This window comes from Nocardia noduli (assembly GCF_019038455.1).
In the GTDB taxonomy this organism is placed as follows: Bacteria; Actinomycetota; Actinomycetes; order Mycobacteriales; family Mycobacteriaceae; genus Nocardia; species Nocardia noduli.
The window spans coordinates 31,230-45,522 of the sequence record NZ_JAFMPL010000031.1 but is presented as its reverse complement, the minus strand read 5'-3'; the positions used below and the strand labels follow the sequence as shown (position 1 = coordinate 45,522).

General features: G+C 68.3%; 14 protein-coding genes. 6 read left to right on the top strand and 8 right to left on the bottom strand.

Annotated elements, in window-relative coordinates:
• Positions 1-38: 38 nt before the first annotated feature.
• A complete protein-coding gene (locus JZ792_RS18770; protein WP_308165354.1) occupies positions 39-839 on the top strand; it encodes an HAD family hydrolase in 801 nt (266 codons plus the stop codon).
• A gap of 39 nt (positions 840-878) precedes the next feature.
• On the opposite strand, the gene JZ792_RS18765 is transcribed toward JZ792_RS18770, so the two are convergent.
• Positions 879-1,292, bottom strand: coding sequence for a VOC family protein (locus tag JZ792_RS18765; protein WP_216911780.1), 414 nt, complete (start codon positions 1,290-1,292; stop codon positions 879-881).
• Positions 1,293-1,386: 94 nt separating this feature from the next.
• Here JZ792_RS18765 and JZ792_RS18760 point away from each other — a divergent pair, with 94 nt between their 5' ends.
• Entirely contained in the window at positions 1,387-2,328 is a 942-nt protein-coding gene (locus JZ792_RS18760; RefSeq protein WP_216911779.1) for a helix-turn-helix transcriptional regulator, read from the top strand.
• 501 nt (positions 2,329-2,829) lie between these two features.
• Positions 2,830-3,237, top strand: coding sequence for a hypothetical protein (locus tag JZ792_RS18755; RefSeq protein WP_216911777.1), 408 nt, complete (start codon positions 2,830-2,832; stop codon positions 3,235-3,237).
• 253 nt (positions 3,238-3,490) lie between these two features.
• Here JZ792_RS18755 and JZ792_RS18750 read toward each other — a convergent pair whose 3' ends face one another.
• Both JZ792_RS18750 and JZ792_RS18745 read right to left on the bottom strand, forming a co-directional pair.
• Positions 3,491-4,180, bottom strand: coding sequence for an SGNH/GDSL hydrolase family protein (locus JZ792_RS18750; RefSeq protein WP_216911776.1), 690 nt, complete (start codon positions 4,178-4,180; stop codon positions 3,491-3,493).
• Between the two features lie 2 nt (positions 4,181-4,182).
• Positions 4,183-5,595: an MFS transporter gene (locus JZ792_RS18745; RefSeq protein WP_216911774.1), complete on the bottom strand. Its 1,413-nt coding sequence runs from the start codon at positions 5,593-5,595 to the stop codon at positions 4,183-4,185.
• A gap of 109 nt (positions 5,596-5,704) precedes the next feature.
• On the opposite strand from JZ792_RS18745, the gene JZ792_RS18740 reads away from it, so the two are divergent.
• Positions 5,705-6,337 (top strand): TetR/AcrR family transcriptional regulator, encoded by a 633-nt coding sequence (locus JZ792_RS18740; RefSeq protein WP_216911772.1) that lies wholly within the window; start codon positions 5,705-5,707, stop codon positions 6,335-6,337.
• Positions 6,338-6,443: 106 nt separating this feature from the next.
• Here the strand turns inward: JZ792_RS18740 and JZ792_RS18735 are convergent, their stop codons facing one another.
• The 5 genes from JZ792_RS18735 to JZ792_RS18715 form a co-directional block, all read right to left on the bottom strand.
• Positions 6,444-7,214: a sirohydrochlorin chelatase gene (locus JZ792_RS18735; RefSeq protein WP_438804348.1), complete on the bottom strand. Its 771-nt coding sequence runs from the start codon at positions 7,212-7,214 to the stop codon at positions 6,444-6,446.
• 64 nt (positions 7,215-7,278) lie between these two features.
• A complete protein-coding gene (locus tag JZ792_RS18730; protein WP_216911771.1) occupies positions 7,279-8,607 on the bottom strand; it encodes a sulfate adenylyltransferase subunit 1 in 1,329 nt (442 codons plus the stop codon).
• A gap of 1 nt (position 8,608) precedes the next feature.
• On the bottom strand, positions 8,609-9,556 hold the full coding sequence (gene cysD / locus JZ792_RS18725) for a sulfate adenylyltransferase subunit CysD (RefSeq protein ID WP_198654123.1): 948 nt from the start codon (positions 9,554-9,556) through the stop codon (positions 8,609-8,611).
• Positions 9,535-10,254 (bottom strand): phosphoadenylyl-sulfate reductase, encoded by a 720-nt coding sequence (locus JZ792_RS18720; protein WP_216911769.1) that lies wholly within the window; start codon positions 10,252-10,254, stop codon positions 9,535-9,537. Before JZ792_RS18720 ends, cysD begins: the two co-directional genes overlap by 22 nt.
• A gap of 28 nt (positions 10,255-10,282) precedes the next feature.
• On the bottom strand, positions 10,283-12,094 hold the full coding sequence (locus JZ792_RS18715) for a nitrite/sulfite reductase (RefSeq protein WP_254190013.1): 1,812 nt from the start codon (positions 12,092-12,094) through the stop codon (positions 10,283-10,285).
• A 486-nt stretch (positions 12,095-12,580) separates the two neighbouring features.
• Here JZ792_RS18715 and hemW point away from each other — a divergent pair, with 486 nt between their 5' ends.
• Positions 12,581-13,789: a radical SAM family heme chaperone HemW gene (gene hemW / locus JZ792_RS18710; RefSeq protein ID WP_216911768.1), complete on the top strand. Its 1,209-nt coding sequence runs from the start codon at positions 12,581-12,583 to the stop codon at positions 13,787-13,789.
• 233 nt (positions 13,790-14,022) lie between these two features.
• Entirely contained in the window at positions 14,023-14,232 is a 210-nt protein-coding gene (locus tag JZ792_RS18705) for a hypothetical protein (protein ID WP_109523768.1), read from the top strand.
• Positions 14,233-14,293: the final 61 nt, after the last annotated feature.

Below are 14,293 nucleotides of genomic sequence, written 5' to 3'. Positions count from 1 at the left end.
CGGTGACGACTCGGGGATCCACGTTGCACAATGGGCTGGTGGATGTTGTCGGGGGAGGGCCGCGCCTGATCGCGTTGGATGTGGACGGAACCCTGCTGGAGACCGGTTCGCCGATCAGTGAGCGGGTGGCGGGCGCGGTCCATCGTGCCGTCGACGCGGGCGCGCACGTGGTGGTCACGACGGGGCGCACGCTGCTGACGACGCGGCCGGTCCTGGAGGAATTGGGACTGGTCGACGGGCACGCGCTGTGTTCCAACGGCGCGGTGCACATCGACGTGGCGCGCGACGAACCGGTCGCGGTGCAATCCTTCGATCCGGCCCCGGCCGTCGCGGCGCTGCGAGAGTTGTTCCCGGACATGATCTTCGCGGTGGAGAAGGTCGGCGTCGGGACCTGGGCGACCGGAAGCAGTCCGGGGGAATTCTCCATAGGCGACTATCTGCTGGTCGATCACGGCGAACTCAGCCGCGAGCCGACCCCGCGGCTGAACGGCTGGTGGCCGGACGGCTCGTTGGAAGAGATGCTGCGACAACTGAAATCGCTCTACGTGCCCGGCGCGAGCTGGGTACACGGTGAATTCGGCCCCTGGGTGACGGTCTCGCGCCGCGGTGTCTCCAAGGGCTGGGCGCTGGAACGCCTCCGCACCGCGCTGTGCGTCCCGCACGAGGCCACCCTCGCCATCGGCGACGGCTACAACGATCGCGAAATGCTGAGGTGGGCGGGGCATTCGGTCGCGATGGGGAACTCGCCCGACGAGATCAAGGTACTGGCGGACGAAGTCGCCGACGACGTCCGTGACGACGGTGTCGCCAAGGTGCTCGAACGCTGGTTCCCCGGCTGATTCCGCCCCGATTCGCCGGGGCGGTGTCGCCGTTCGCGTCTACACGCCGCCGGTCTTCGCGACCACCTCGAGGTAGTGCGGATTGGTCATGATGCCGAGGGTGTTTCCGAACGGGTCGACCACGCAGGCGGTCACGAAACCCTCGCCGTCGCCCTGGGCGGTGATGGGCTGGTACTCCTTCGCGCCCATGGCGAGCAGCCGTTCGAAGGTGGCCGCCAGATCGTTGACGTGCCAGTACACGATTCCGCCCGCGCCCGGTTCGTTGCGGGCGCTCGGCGGCGCGTAGGCGCGGTTGATGATGCCGAATTCGTGCTGGTAGTCGCCGAGACGGAATTCGTAGTACCCGTTGGGGACGTGGTAGTAGGGCGCGAGGCCGAGGAATTCGCTGTACCAATCCTTGGCGGCCTCCAGATCGTCGGCGTAGTAGGTGGTTGTCGCCATTCCACGAAGCATGTCGAGCTCCTTCGGTTCGTTGTTCTCGCTGGTGAAATAAGAATCGCAGCCAAAGTGCGCACGGAATGAGCACTTTTACCGGAAGAATCGGGGTATGCGAGCGGACCGGTTGGTGGCGACCCTGTTGTTGATGCAATCGCGCGGTCGGGTGACCGCGGCCGAGGTCGCGGCCGAACTCGAGGTGTCGGTGGCCACCGCGCGCCGTGACCTGGAGGCCCTGTCCGCGGCGGGCGTCCCGGTATATCCGCAGCCGGGCCGGGGTGGGGGCTGGTCGTTGGTCGGCGGCGCGCGGACCGATCTGAGCGGGTTGAACGAACCGGAGGCACGGGCGTTGTTCCTGTTGGCGGGCTCGTCGGCGGGCGCGGAGCCGGAGGTACGGTCCGCGTTGCGCAAACTGGTGCGCGCACTGCCGCAGACCTTCCGCGCCGACGCGGAAGCGGCGGCCGAAGCGGTGGTCGTCGACCCCGCGCGCTGGGGGCAGCACGACCGGACCCGGCCCGGCGTGGTCACCCTGTTACAGCGCGCGGTGGTGGGCCGCCGTCGGGTGCGGCTGGTGTACGAGCGTTCCGGTGTGCGTTCGGAGCGGCTGGTCGATCCGTGGGGGCTGGTCGACAAGGACGCCATCTGGTACCTGATCGCCGGGACCGACCGAGGCAGACGCACTTTCCGCGTCGATCGGGTGGTCGATGCCGTGATCACCGACGAAACCGCCGCTCGGCCAGCAGATTTCGATCTGGCCACCGCGTGGGAGGAAGTGGTCGGGGATATGGAACGGCGCCGCGGCGCGGTCGCGGCCACCGCGCTCGTCTCCGCCGAACTGCTCCCGGTGCTGCGTGATCAGCAGGGCAGGCATTGCGAAGTGGACGGACCGGCCGAGGACGGTCGCGTGCGCGTGCGTGTCACCGCGCCGAGCGCGAATATGGTCGCCAGGCAATTGGCGGGTTGGGGCGCCGATGTCGAAGTCCTGGGGCCGCAGGCGGTTCGGGACGAACTCGCGGCACTCGGTGCGGAGTTGATCGAACGGTATCGACGCTGACTCGGACATATCGAACAAAGGACTACGCGCACCGCTCCGGGCGTGCGCGAGGACGGTGCCGAAATATCCTGTAGCCGAATGGAAACGGAATTCCTTCGCTGTTCGCTACGAATTTACGGTTGGAGCGAGATAGTCCCTCGATGGGACGTATTCAGCCTCGGTGGCACGAGTGAAGGCGACCGGATGTGAGGGTCCGGCCAACCGGGTTGGCGATCTACTGTGCTGTTCAGCGGAACAACGGTGTGTCGGTCGGGTCACGAAGTGTCATCGGAGAATTCCGGCGAATCGGACGATCTCATCGTTTGCCGATCGGCTGCCCCTATACGTCCGTGAAAGGAAAAACTGTGCGATAGAGTGTCGCTCGCGGACGTCGTCCGGGCACTCAATACATCATCGAATCGGCTCCTCGGTATGAATCGAACATGTTTCGTTCTGTACTGCTCGGATGATTCATCGAGCGCGCGGATTTCACGCCGGGGGTCGGGGAGGAACAGAAACAACATGGTCCGTGGGACTTTCAGGAACGCAGCGCGCACACTGATCGCGGCGGTGCTGCCGATCGCGGCCGTCGTCGCCTTCGCCGGTATCGCCGCCGCCGATCCGGGGCAGGTCGTCCAGGCGCCCGCGCCGGTGGCGCAGCAGGTCGTCGAACCCGTGGCGAGTGGTCTGCCGTTGGAGGAGGTCGCGACGAACCCGGAGGCGCGCAATTCCGATCCGCTGGTCAACGGCGCGGCGGCGGGTGCGCTGGCCGGAGCCGCCGGATCGGGCTTCCTGTCGGGTGTTTCGTGCGGCCCGCTCCTGATTCCGTGCGCGATCCTCGGGGCGGCCAGCGGTGCGCTGTGGGGCACCGCGATCGGTCTCCTCGTCGGCGCGGTGGCACCGGGTGTGGTGCCGCAGGTGCTGCCCTGATCCGGCCGCGTTCCTGACACCGGCGCCGTGTCTCGCACGTGCCGACCGTCGTACCGGGAGGCGAAATCGCATCCGGAGGGTGCGGCGATCGTGCGCGCCGTCAGGCGCTGTCGGGCTCACCGGTGTGTCGAGCACCGGTAAAGCGCCGGAGTAGACGCAAAGAGCGGGTGGCACCGAGCGCTCGGTGCCACCCGCGTGCCACCCGCGTGTCGGCGAGTTCGCGGATTGCCCTGCGCTCAGCGAGACAGGGGTGTCACTTCGCGGCGGTACTACTCGGCAACAGCCTGCTCAGCGTGCGCACGGTCTCACCGGCCACCACCGCGTGCCCGCTCGACGTGAAGTGGATCAGGTCCGCGCTCATCAGATCCGGGCGCAGCCGTAACGGGTGATCCCAGAACTCCACGACCGCGATGTCGTAGCGTAGGGCCGTCTCGCGCACGATGTCGTTCAACTCGGCCATCCGGTCCCGCAGCGGACGCATCGGCGCCATCCGCTCGGTCTCCCACACGTCGGCGAGAGTGAAGGTGAATATCTGCGCTCCGCTGCGGGACAACGCCGCGAAGAGGGCATCGAGATCCTTCCGGATCTCCTCCGGGCCGCCGCGCGCGAACAGGTCGTTGCCCCCGCAGGTGACGTGTATCAGGTCGGGCCGGAAATCCAGTGCGGGACCGAGCTGTTCGGCGATGACCTCGCCGATGGTCGCGCCGACCCGGCCGGTATTGAGATAGGCCAGCTCGGGATTCACCGAGCGGAGTACGGCCGCGACCCGGTCCGACCATCCCGAGGTGAGATAGCCGGGGCTGGGATCGCCTACCCCGAGTGCGACCGAATCGCCGATGACGGCGAAACGTCGCCACGGCGCGCCGTCGAGGAGTTCGCGGGCCGCGTCGGCGGGCACCAGCATCGGATCGTCGGCTTCGGTGCGAAAGATACTGTCGGTCATCGTTACTCCTGTTCGGTGCCGGCGGGGACGCGGGACGGGATCGCGGTGATGATCGCCGCGACCACGGCGATACCCGCGCACACCGCGAAGACGAGGTGGAACGCGGCGAGCAGATCGTCCGCGTTCGCGGCCAGGATCGCCGCGAAGACGGCGACGCCCAACGCGCCACCGACCTGACGCGCCGTCAGATTCATGCCGATACCGGCCGCGAACTGTTGCGGCGGAAGGGCACTCGCCGCCGCGGTGCCGAGCACGGTCACCACGATGCCGACCCCGCCGCCGCCGAGTACACCCGCCGGGACCCATGCCGACCAGAACGCGGCATCCGGACCGAAGGCGTCGGTGCTCAGCCAGATCGCGGAGGCGGCGAACATCGACGCCCCGACGACACCCACCCAGCGTCGCCGACCCGGATCGGTCACCCGGCCCGCCGCCGTGGCGGTGATCATCGACGCGACCGCGCCGATGGTGAGCGCGCCCGCCGAGGCCAGGACCGAATAGCCCCAGATGGCGTCGAGGAACAGCGGCCCGGCGAGCAGCCAGGCGAACATGGCCGCCCCGAAGACGAACGAGGCCGCGTTGGCCAGCGCGTACGACCCGCTGCGCCACAGCGTCACCGCGATGGCGGGTTCGGGGTGACGTGTCGAGCGGAACAGGGCGAACAGCAGCAGGAGCGCGCCCCCGCCGAGCGCGGCGATCGTGCCCGCCGAGGCCCAGCCCCAGCGCTGCCCCTCGGTCACCCCGGCGACCAGACCGCCGAGTCCGAGCGCGACCGCGAGCGTGCCGAGCGGATCGGGCATCGCCCCGCGGCGTGGCCCGGTGTCGGAGACCGGAATGCGAAGGGCGGGCAGGATCAGGCCCAACGCGACCGGCACATTGATGACGAACACCGAGCGCCAGCCGAAGACCTCGACCAGCGCGCCGCCGATGGCGGGTCCGACCACGGCGGCGAATCCGCCCGCGGCGGTCCACGCGCCGATCGCCGCGCCGATCCGCTCTCTGGGAGTGCTGTCGAGGACGAGTCCGAGCGCTGCGGGCATCATCAGCGCCGCCGTCGAGCCCTGGAGCAGCCTGCCCGCGATCAGCCAGCCCGCGGTGGGGGCGAGGGCGCACAGCAGTGACGTGAGCGCGAATCCGGCCAGGGCGATGAGGAATACGCGGCGACGGCCCAGCGTGTCGGCGATGCGCCCGGCCGGGGTGAGCAGTGCCGCGAAGGCCACGGAGTATCCGCTGACCACCCACGTCAGTGTGGTGGTCGCGGTGCCGGGATAGTCGCGGGCGATCGAGGGGAAGGCGATATTGACCACGGAGAGGTCGAGGAACGCGATGAACGCGGCGCCGCAGGCGATCAGCAGGGTGCGCGTGGCAGCCTTCGACGCCGGGGGAGCGGTGGTCCGCGTGGACACTTCGGTCATGTCTGTCCTTAGGGAGCGAATGCTGCGGCAACTAAAAGTACGACCGTTCGTACAATAAAATACGACCGAACGTTCATATATGCAAGGCATCGGTGGGACAATGGACTCCATGGTCGAGACGACATCAGCTTCCGCGCCGCACGTCACCGATCAGCGGCTGGTCAAAGGCGCGCGTTCTCGGGCGTCCATCGCCAGACATGCCGCGGATGTCGCGACGGTCGAAGGGCTGAACGGGGTCAGCATCGGCAGACTCGCCACCGACCTCGGTATCAGCAAGAGCGGTATCGCCACCCTGTTCGGCAGTAAGGAAGCGCTGCAACTCGCGGCCGTGCACGCCGCGCGCGAGGTCTTCGTCGAGCAGATCATCGCTCCGAGCCTCGGGGAACCGCGCGGCGTGGCCCGCGTGCGCGCGCTCGTCGACCGATGGTTCGACCACATCACCGAACCCCCGTTCCCCGGCGGCTGCTTCCGCACCGCGGCCCTGATCGAGTTCGACAGCAGACCGGGCCCGGTCCGGGACGCCCTCGCCGCCGACCACGAGGAATGGCTGGTCTTCCTCGCCGGGGAGATCCGCAAGGCGCAGGACATGGGCGAACTACCCCCCGTCGACCCCGCCACCCTCGCCTTCGAACTGGACGCCGTGGTCAGCGCGGCTAATATGGCCTGTCAGCTGGGATCGGAAGCCAAGGTGAGCACGGCGAGGTCGATCGCCGATCGTCTGCTCGGCCGGGCGGAAAGTTGACGTGACCGACCCCGCGAATCCATCGACGGGCGTTCGGCGGCCGGTGTAGCGCCCGAGGGCGCTGAGAAGAGCGGGGCTCGCCGAGCCGCGTAGTCGCGCGGACGGATCAGGCGGTGAGTGCCATGGCGTCTACCCGTGCGACGTCGTAGCGGTCCCAGGCGATGTCGATGAGCGCGGGGTGCGCCCCGATGACGTCGGCGTGCACGAGATCGGGTGCCGCGCAAGCCAATCGGTCGGTCAGCAGGCCGGGGGCGAGAAACCACGGGGCGACGAGCACTCGGTCCGCGCCGCGCGCCCGCAGGCGTGCGGCGGCCTCGCCGAGCGTGGGTTCGGTGGTGGCGTAGCAGATTTCGGTGAGCCAGCCGGTGTCGGCGGCCAGACGGCGTGCGACATCGGCGGTACGCGTGTTGGCGGCCGCGTTCGAGGAGCCGACGGCCGCGACCGCGACACCGACACGGCGGGGACGAGTCTCGGGATCCAGCGTCTGCCGCACCCGATCTCGTAGCGCGTCGACCAGGCGCGGGTCCGGTCCGAGGACGTCGGCCTGGGTGAGGCGCAACCGCGGATGCCGCGCTCGCGCCGCGTCCAGCAGCGCGGGCAGGTCGATTCGGGCGTGGAACGCGCTACCCAGCAGCAGCGGGGCGACCACGGCGTGCGTATGTCCCTGTGCGGCAACGGCGTCGACGACCCGGTCGACCGAGGGCGCGCTCAGATCGAGGAAGGCGAGGCGGACATCGATGTCGGGTCGCGCCGAGGCTATATCGGCGACCACGGCCGCCATAGTCGCCGCGGATCTCGGGTCACGGCTGCCGTGCGCCACCGCGATCAGGGCGGGCCGGTCGGTGCGCGCCGACCGGGGGATCGCCGCATCACGCACCACCCCGGCGGCGTCGCCGAACGCTCGCGCGCCCGGTGTGACGATGCCGATCGAGGTGAGCACCTCAGACCCCGGCGCCGACCTCGACAGCGCTGAGCACGTCACCGACGAGTCCGGCGCCGAGGGTGTTGCCACCGGCCGGATCGATGAGCAGGAAGCTGCCGGTGTGGCGGTTGACCCGGTAGTCGTCGGCCGCGATCGGCTCGGCGACGCGAATCGAGATCAGGCCGATATCGTTGAGTGCCAACGATTCCGGGCTCGGTTCGGCGGCCAGGCGCTGTTCGTCGAACCGTTCGACCAGCGTGCCGACGATGGCCTGGGTGGTCCGGGTGCCGTGCTTGAGCAGCAGTCGGGCGCCCGCGCGCAACGGTTTGTCGCCGAGCCAGCAGACGGTGGCGTCGAAGGTGTCGATGGGTTCGGGCGCGTCGGCGACCGAGGCGATGACGTCACCGCGCGAGATGTCGACATCGTCGGTCAGGATCAGTGTCACGCTGCGGCCCGGCTGGGCCACCGCGAGTTCGCCGTCGGGGGTGTCGATGCGGGCGACCGTGGTGCGGATACCGGAGGGCAGGACGACGACCTCGTCACCGGGGGATACCGACCCGGCGGCGATCTGCCCGGCGTAGCCGCGGTAGTCCGGGTATTCGGCGGTGCGCGGCCGGATGACGTACTGCACCGGGAAACGCAGGCCGATGGAATGCGCGCCGGTGCTGTCGGCGTCGACCGGGACCGACTCCAGGTGTTCGATCAGCGAGGGGCCGTCGTAGTACGGGGTGTTGGTCGAGCGCGAGGCGACATTGTCACCGTGCAGCGCCGACACCGGGATCTCCAGCACGTCCTCGGCGGTCCAGCCGAGCGCGGTGGTGAGGGTGTTGAATTCGGCGGAGATCGCGGTGAACACGGCCGCCTGCGCCGCGGTGCGGGCCTCGTCGGTCGGCTCGTCCTGACCGACCAGGTCGATCTTGTTCACGGCGAGAACCAGTTTGGGCACGCCCAGCAGTGCGAGCACCGCCGCGTGACGGCGGGTCTGCTCGATGACACCCTTGCGGGCGTCGACGAGCAGGATCACCAATTGCGCGGTGGAGGCTCCGGAGACGGTGTTGCGGGTGTACTGCACATGCCCGGGGGTGTCCGCGAGCACGAAAGACCGTGCGGGGGTGGCGAAGTAGCGGTAGGCGACATCGATGGTGATGCCCTGTTCCCGCTCCGCGCGCAGGCCGTCGACGAGCAACGAGAGATCCGGGGTCGCCAGACCCTTGTCCACCGACGCGCGTGTGACGGCGTCGATCTGATCGGCGAGTACGGATTTCGTGTCGTAGAGCAGCCGTCCGACCAGGGTGGACTTGCCGTCGTCGACAGAACCGGCGGTGGCCAGTCTCAATAGGTCGGACATCTCAGAAATAACCCTCTCGCTTACGGTCTTCCATCGCGGCCTCGGAGACCCGGTCGTCACCACGGGTCGCGCCGCGCTCGGTCAGTCGGGACGCGGCCACCTCGGCGAGAATCGCCTCGTTGTCGCCCGCGTCGGAAAGGATGGCTCCGGTGGAGGATCCGTCGCCGACGGTGCGGTAACGCACCGAACGGGTCTCGAGCACCTCGCCGTCGCGGGGGCCGCCCCAGACGCCGGGGGTCATCCACATGCCGTCGCGCTGGTAGACCGGACGCTCGTGGGTGTAGTAGATGCTGGCCAGGTCGACATCCTCGCGGGCGATGTAGCGCCAGATGTCGAGTTCGGTCCAGTTGCTCAGCGGGAAGACCCGCACGTGCTCGCCGGGCGCGTGCCTGCCGTTGTACAGATTCCACAGCTCGGGACGCTGACGCTTGGGGTCCCACTGACCGAAGGCGTTGCGCAGCGAGAAGATCCGCTCCTTGGCGCGGGAGCGTTCCTCGTCGCGACGGCCGCCGCCGAAGACCGCGTCGAAACGGTTCTCGGTGATGGCGTCGAGCAGCGGAACGGTCTGCAACGGGTTGCGGATGCCGTCGGGGCGTTCGGTGAGACGTCCGTCGGCGAGGTAGTCCTCGACCTTGGCGACATGCAGTCGCAGGCCGTACTTCTCGACGATCCGATCCCGGAATTCCAGGACCTCGGGCAGGTTGTGACCGGTGTCGACGTGCAGCAGGGCGAAGGGCAGCGGCGCGGGCCAGAAGGCCTTGAGGGCCAGGTGCAGCAGCACCGTGGAATCCTTGCCGCCGGAGAACAGGATCACCGGCCGCTCGAATTCACCGGCCACCTCGCGGAACACGTGGATGGACTCGGATTCGAGAGCGGCCAGCGTGTCGAATTCGCTGATGCCGAGTGAACGTTCGCTGATGGTTCCGGTCATGATTGGTGCAACCCGCATTCGGTCTTGGCGAGGCCGGCCCAGCGGCCGCTTCGCGGATCGGATCCCGGCTCCGGCTTCCGTGTGCACGGAGCGCAGCCGATGGACGGATATCCCTCTTCCACCAGGGGATTGACGAGAATGCCGTGCTGTTCGATATAGGACTGCATCTCGTCGTCGGACCACGGTGCGATCGGATTGATCTTCACCAGCCCGAAGCCTTCGTCGAAGGAGATCAGCGGGGCGTTGGCCCTGGTGGGGGCCTCCACCCGGCGGATTCCGGTCACCCAGGCGTTGTAACCGCTGAGCGAATTCTTCAGCGGAACCACCTTGCGCAGGCGGCAGCATTCGGCGGCGTCGCGGGCGAAGAGATCTTTGCCGAGCAGTCGATCCTGTTCGGCCACCGTGGCTTCCGGCGTCACGTTCACCACGTTCACCCCGTACACGGCTTCCACCGCGTCACGGGTGCCCATCGTCTCGGCGAAGTGGTAGCCGGTGTCGAGGAACAGCACGTCGACGCCGGAGCGAATCTCGGCGGCCAGGTGCACCAGCACCCCGTCCTGCATATTCGAGGCGACGATGTAGTTGGTGCCGAAGGTCTGTTCGGTCCAGCGCAGCAGGTCCACCGCCGACGCGTCCGACCCGAGTTCGGCCGCTCCGCTCTCGGCGATGCCCCGCAATTCGTCCTCGGACAGTTTCTGCGCGAGTTTCGTTGTCACAATTGATCTCCCGTCACACCGGCCGTGCTCACCGCAGGTCGGCCTCGTCGGCGCGAACGGCCCACTGGGCGAACCGCTCACCCTCTTCGCGGTGCTTGACGAAATTGCGCACCACGCGATCGATGTAGTCGCCGAGTTCGACGCTGGTCACCTTGTGCTGACGCAGTTTGCGCCCGAAGGCGCTGTCGAGTCCGAGGCTGCCGCCGAGATGAACCTGGAAACCCTCGACTTGATTCCCGTCGCCGTCGTCGACCAGCTGTCCCTTGAAGCCGATATCGGCGATCTGGGAGCGCCCGCACGAGTTGGGGCAACCGTTGATGTTCACCGTGATCGGCACGTCGAGGCTGGCGTTGACGTCGGCCAGTCGCTGCTCGAGTTCCGGCGCGAGCACCTGCGAACGCTTCCGTGTCTCCACGAACGACAGCTTGCAGAATTCGATACCGCTGCACGCCAGCAGATTTCGCCGCCACATCGACGGACGCCCCTGTAGGCCGAGCGGTTCCAGTTCGGCGATCAACGAGTCGACGGCCTCGTCGGGCACGTCGAGCACGATCAGCTTCTGGTACGGGGTGAACCGGACGCGATCGGATCCGATCCGCTCGACGGCGTCGGCCACCTTCGTCAGCACGGTGCCGGAGACCCGGCCCGCGATGGGGGAGAAGCCCACGGCGTTGAGACCGTTGCGCAGCCTCTGGACGCCGATGTGGTCGATCGGCTTGGACGGCTGCTCGGGCGCGGGACCGTCGATCAGCTTGCGCTTCAGGTACTTCTCTTCCAGCACCTCGCGGAACTTCTCGATGCCCCAGTCCTTGATCAGGAACTTCAGGCGGGCCTTGGTGCGCAGTCTGCGGTAGCCGTAGTCGCGGTAGAGCGAGACGACCGCCTCCCACACATCGGCGACCTCGTCGAGCGGAACCCAGGCGCCGACCCGCTGCGCGAGCATCGGGTTGGTGGACAGGCCGCCGCCGACCCACAGGTCGAGGCCCGGTCCGTGTTCGGGGTGTTCCACGCCGATGAAGGCGATGTCGTTGATCTCGTGGACCACGTCCTGCTGGCCCGAGATCGCGGTCTTGAACTTGCGCGGCAGGTTGGAGTATTCCTTCTTGCCGATGTAGCGCCGCACGATCTCGTCGATCGCGGGCGTCGGGTCGATGATCTCGTTCAGCGATTCGCCCGCGAGCGGGGATCCGAGCACCACGCGCGGGCAGTCGCCGCAGGCTTCGGTGGTCTGTAGGCCGACGGCCTCGATGCGCCGCCAGATCTCCGGGACGTTCTCGACCTCGATCCAGTGGTACTGGACGTTCTCGCGGTCGGAGAGGTCGGCGGTGTCGCGGGCGAATTCGGTGGAGATGCCGCCGAGGGTGCGCAACTGCTCGACGCTGAGCGCGCCCGCGTCGCAGCGGATGCGCATCATGAAGTATTTGGCTTCGAGCAGGTCGATGTTCTCGTCGCCGGTGAAGGTGCCGTCGTAACCCTGTTCACGCTGGGTGTAGAGACCCCACCAGCGGAAGCGGCCGCGCAGGTCGCCCTTGTCGATACTGTCGAAACCCTGTTTCGAGTAGATGTTCTCGATGCGGGCCCGCACGTTGAGCGGGTTGTCGTCCTTCTTGGACTGTTCGTTCGGATTCAGCGGTTCGCGGTAGCCCAGCGCCCACTGACCTTCGGCTCGGCGGCGGACCGGCTTCCCGGTGCGCTCGCGCGGGCCCGAGGGGGTCTCGCGTCGTGGACGGTCGGGTCGTACGCGCCGCTCCGAGGCGGGACGTTCCGGACGCGCGCGCTGTCCCGGCCCGGATTCGGGCGTGGACTGATCGCTGGGACCGGCGTCGGTACTCGACGTCATGGGGGTCGCTCCTGCTGGTGTTGGTACATCCGTGCTGAAGGGGCGAGGGGCTGACTCGCTCCCGCGGTGTCAGCGGACCGATGCGATATCGGAGAATTCCGGGCAAACCCGGGAATGCGCGCCGCTGAGTTACCGGTGACAACCGGACTGACAACTGGCACTGCAGACGCGCTTGAAGTCGACGTGGCGTCGTGCCACAAGCCGTACTCCTGATCCGCGCATGGGGCCCATTGTGCCATGTACGAACGCCCGATCCGACCGCCCTGCCAGTATTTCCCGCGAAAGTGGGGGAAATACCCTGTACCGCCGGGTCTATTTGTGACGGCTGTCATAGTTGCTTGCCTGAACCCGGGTGGTGATGCATCCGTTATGTCCGATAAGCGATGTGTGGCGGGATTTCGTTCGGTGTATCGACTTCGTCACACGGGCGGTCCCGCACGTCCGCCCGGAAACAGCGGCCCGCGCCGGGACAGTCACACTGGAGGGGTGAGTTCACCCGCCGCGACATCGACGAACGCCGAGCCGACGACCCCGGCGCTGCGTGATTTCGGCGGCGGACCGTTCGGGATCTACATCCACGTGCCGTTCTGCGCCACGCGCTGCGGATACTGCGATTTCAACACCTACACCGCGGGCGAATTGGGCACGTCGGCCTCGCCGCAGTCGTGGCTGGAAGGTTTGCGTGGCGAACTCGCGACGGCCGCCGCCCGGTTCGGCGACCTGCCGAGCGCGACGCCGCCGGTCGAGACGGTCTTCGTCGGCGGCGGCACCCCGTCGCTGCTCGGCGGCGACGGCCTCGCCTCGGTACTCGACGCCGTCCGCGCGAATTTCACCCTCACCCCGGGCGCGGAGGTGACCACCGAATCGAATCCGGAATCCACCGCACCCGCCTTCTTCGACCGGATCCGCGCGGCCGGATACACCCGCGTCTCCCTCGGCATGCAGTCGGCGGCCCAGCACGTGCTGTCGGTACTCGATCGCACCCATACCCCCGGCCGCGCGGTCGCGGCGGCGAAAGAGGCGCGGGCGGCGGGGTTCGACCACGTCAACCTGGATCTGATCTACGGCACCCCCGGTGAGTCCGACGCCGATCTGGACGCCAGCCTCGACGCCGTCCTCGCCGCGGGCGTCGACCACGTCTCCGCGTATTCGCTCATCGTCGAGGACGGCACCGCCCTGGCCCGCCGCGTGCGCCGGGGCGAACTGCCCGCGCCCGACGAGGACGTCCTCGCCGCCCGCTACGAACGCATCGACGCGCGACTGTCCGCGGCCGGGCTCACCTGGTACGAGGTGTCGAACTGGGCGGCGGGCGATTCGGCCCGGTGCAGGCACAACCTCGGGTATTGGGACGGCGGCGACTGGCTCGGCGCGGGGCCGGGCGCGCACAGCCACGTCGGCGGTGTGCGGTGGTGGAACGTCAAACACCCGGCCCGCTACGTCGACCGGGTGGCCACCGGCGACCTGCCCGCGGCGGGCTGGGAAACCCTCACCGAGGACGAGCGCTACACCGAACGCGTGATGCTCACCCTGCGTCTGCGCACCGGCCTGCCGCTGACCGATCTCGCCCCCGAGGCCGCCCCGGCCATCGCCCGCGCCGAACGCGACGGCCTGGCCCGCCGCACCGGAACCCACCTGATCCTCACCGACGCGGGCAGGCTCCTGGCCGACGGCGTCGTCCGCGATCTGCTCGTCTGACCCGCCCGGTCAGTCGACTGTCCCGGCGCTCGTCGCCGCCGTCGCCGTGACGGATCCGGCCGGACGTTGTACCGTTCCCGCCGACGTGCGAAGCCTCGAAACGGGGAGCGAGGAGTCGGTGGACACCGCGCGGCGTGGTGACATATCCGCAGTCGACGTGCGCGACTCTGGGCGTGCGCCACTATGCGGTACCGGTGAACCCGTATAGGCTCCGAACAACCCCGAGGAGTCCTATGCCACCGGCACGTCACATGTCCCTGATCCACGAGCAGAACGAGTTCGCCGAGGCGCGGGCCGCGGAGAAGGCGGAAACCGCCCGTCAGAGCGCGATCGCCGCCAGGACCGTCGCCAGCCATTCCGAGAACGCCGACGACTGCCAGTCGCTGCTGGCGATGCTCGGTCTCGACGCGCTCGCGGGCAAGCACGCCAAGAGCATGCGCTAATCCTCACGACAGGCGTTCGGGCACACGGGATATTCCGGTTCGGCGCGGTGTGACATTCCTC

Excerpts from the sequence above, each read along its gene's own strand:
- JZ792_RS18755 (WP_216911777.1), top strand. The coding sequence starts at position 2,830 with ATGGTCCGTGGGACTTTCAGGAACGCAGCGCGCACACTGATCGCGGCG.
- JZ792_RS18715 (WP_254190013.1), bottom strand. The coding sequence starts at position 12,094 with ATGACGTCGAGTACCGACGCCGGTCCCAGCGATCAGTCCACGCCCGAA.
- cysD (WP_198654123.1), bottom strand. The coding sequence starts at position 9,556 with ATGCGGGTTGCACCAATCATGACCGGAACCATCAGCGAACGTTCACTC.
- JZ792_RS18765 (WP_216911780.1), bottom strand. The coding sequence starts at position 1,292 with ATGCTTCGTGGAATGGCGACAACCACCTACTACGCCGACGATCTGGAG.
- JZ792_RS18750 (WP_216911776.1), bottom strand. The coding sequence starts at position 4,180 with ATGACCGACAGTATCTTTCGCACCGAAGCCGACGATCCGATGCTGGTG.
- JZ792_RS18705 (WP_109523768.1), top strand. The coding sequence starts at position 14,023 with ATGCCACCGGCACGTCACATGTCCCTGATCCACGAGCAGAACGAGTTC.
- JZ792_RS18760 (WP_216911779.1), top strand. The coding sequence starts at position 1,387 with ATGCGAGCGGACCGGTTGGTGGCGACCCTGTTGTTGATGCAATCGCGC.
- JZ792_RS18740 (WP_216911772.1), top strand. The coding sequence starts at position 5,705 with ATGGTCGAGACGACATCAGCTTCCGCGCCGCACGTCACCGATCAGCGG.
- JZ792_RS18730 (WP_216911771.1), bottom strand. The coding sequence starts at position 8,607 with ATGTCCGACCTATTGAGACTGGCCACCGCCGGTTCTGTCGACGACGGC.
- JZ792_RS18745 (WP_216911774.1), bottom strand. The coding sequence starts at position 5,595 with ATGACCGAAGTGTCCACGCGGACCACCGCTCCCCCGGCGTCGAAGGCT.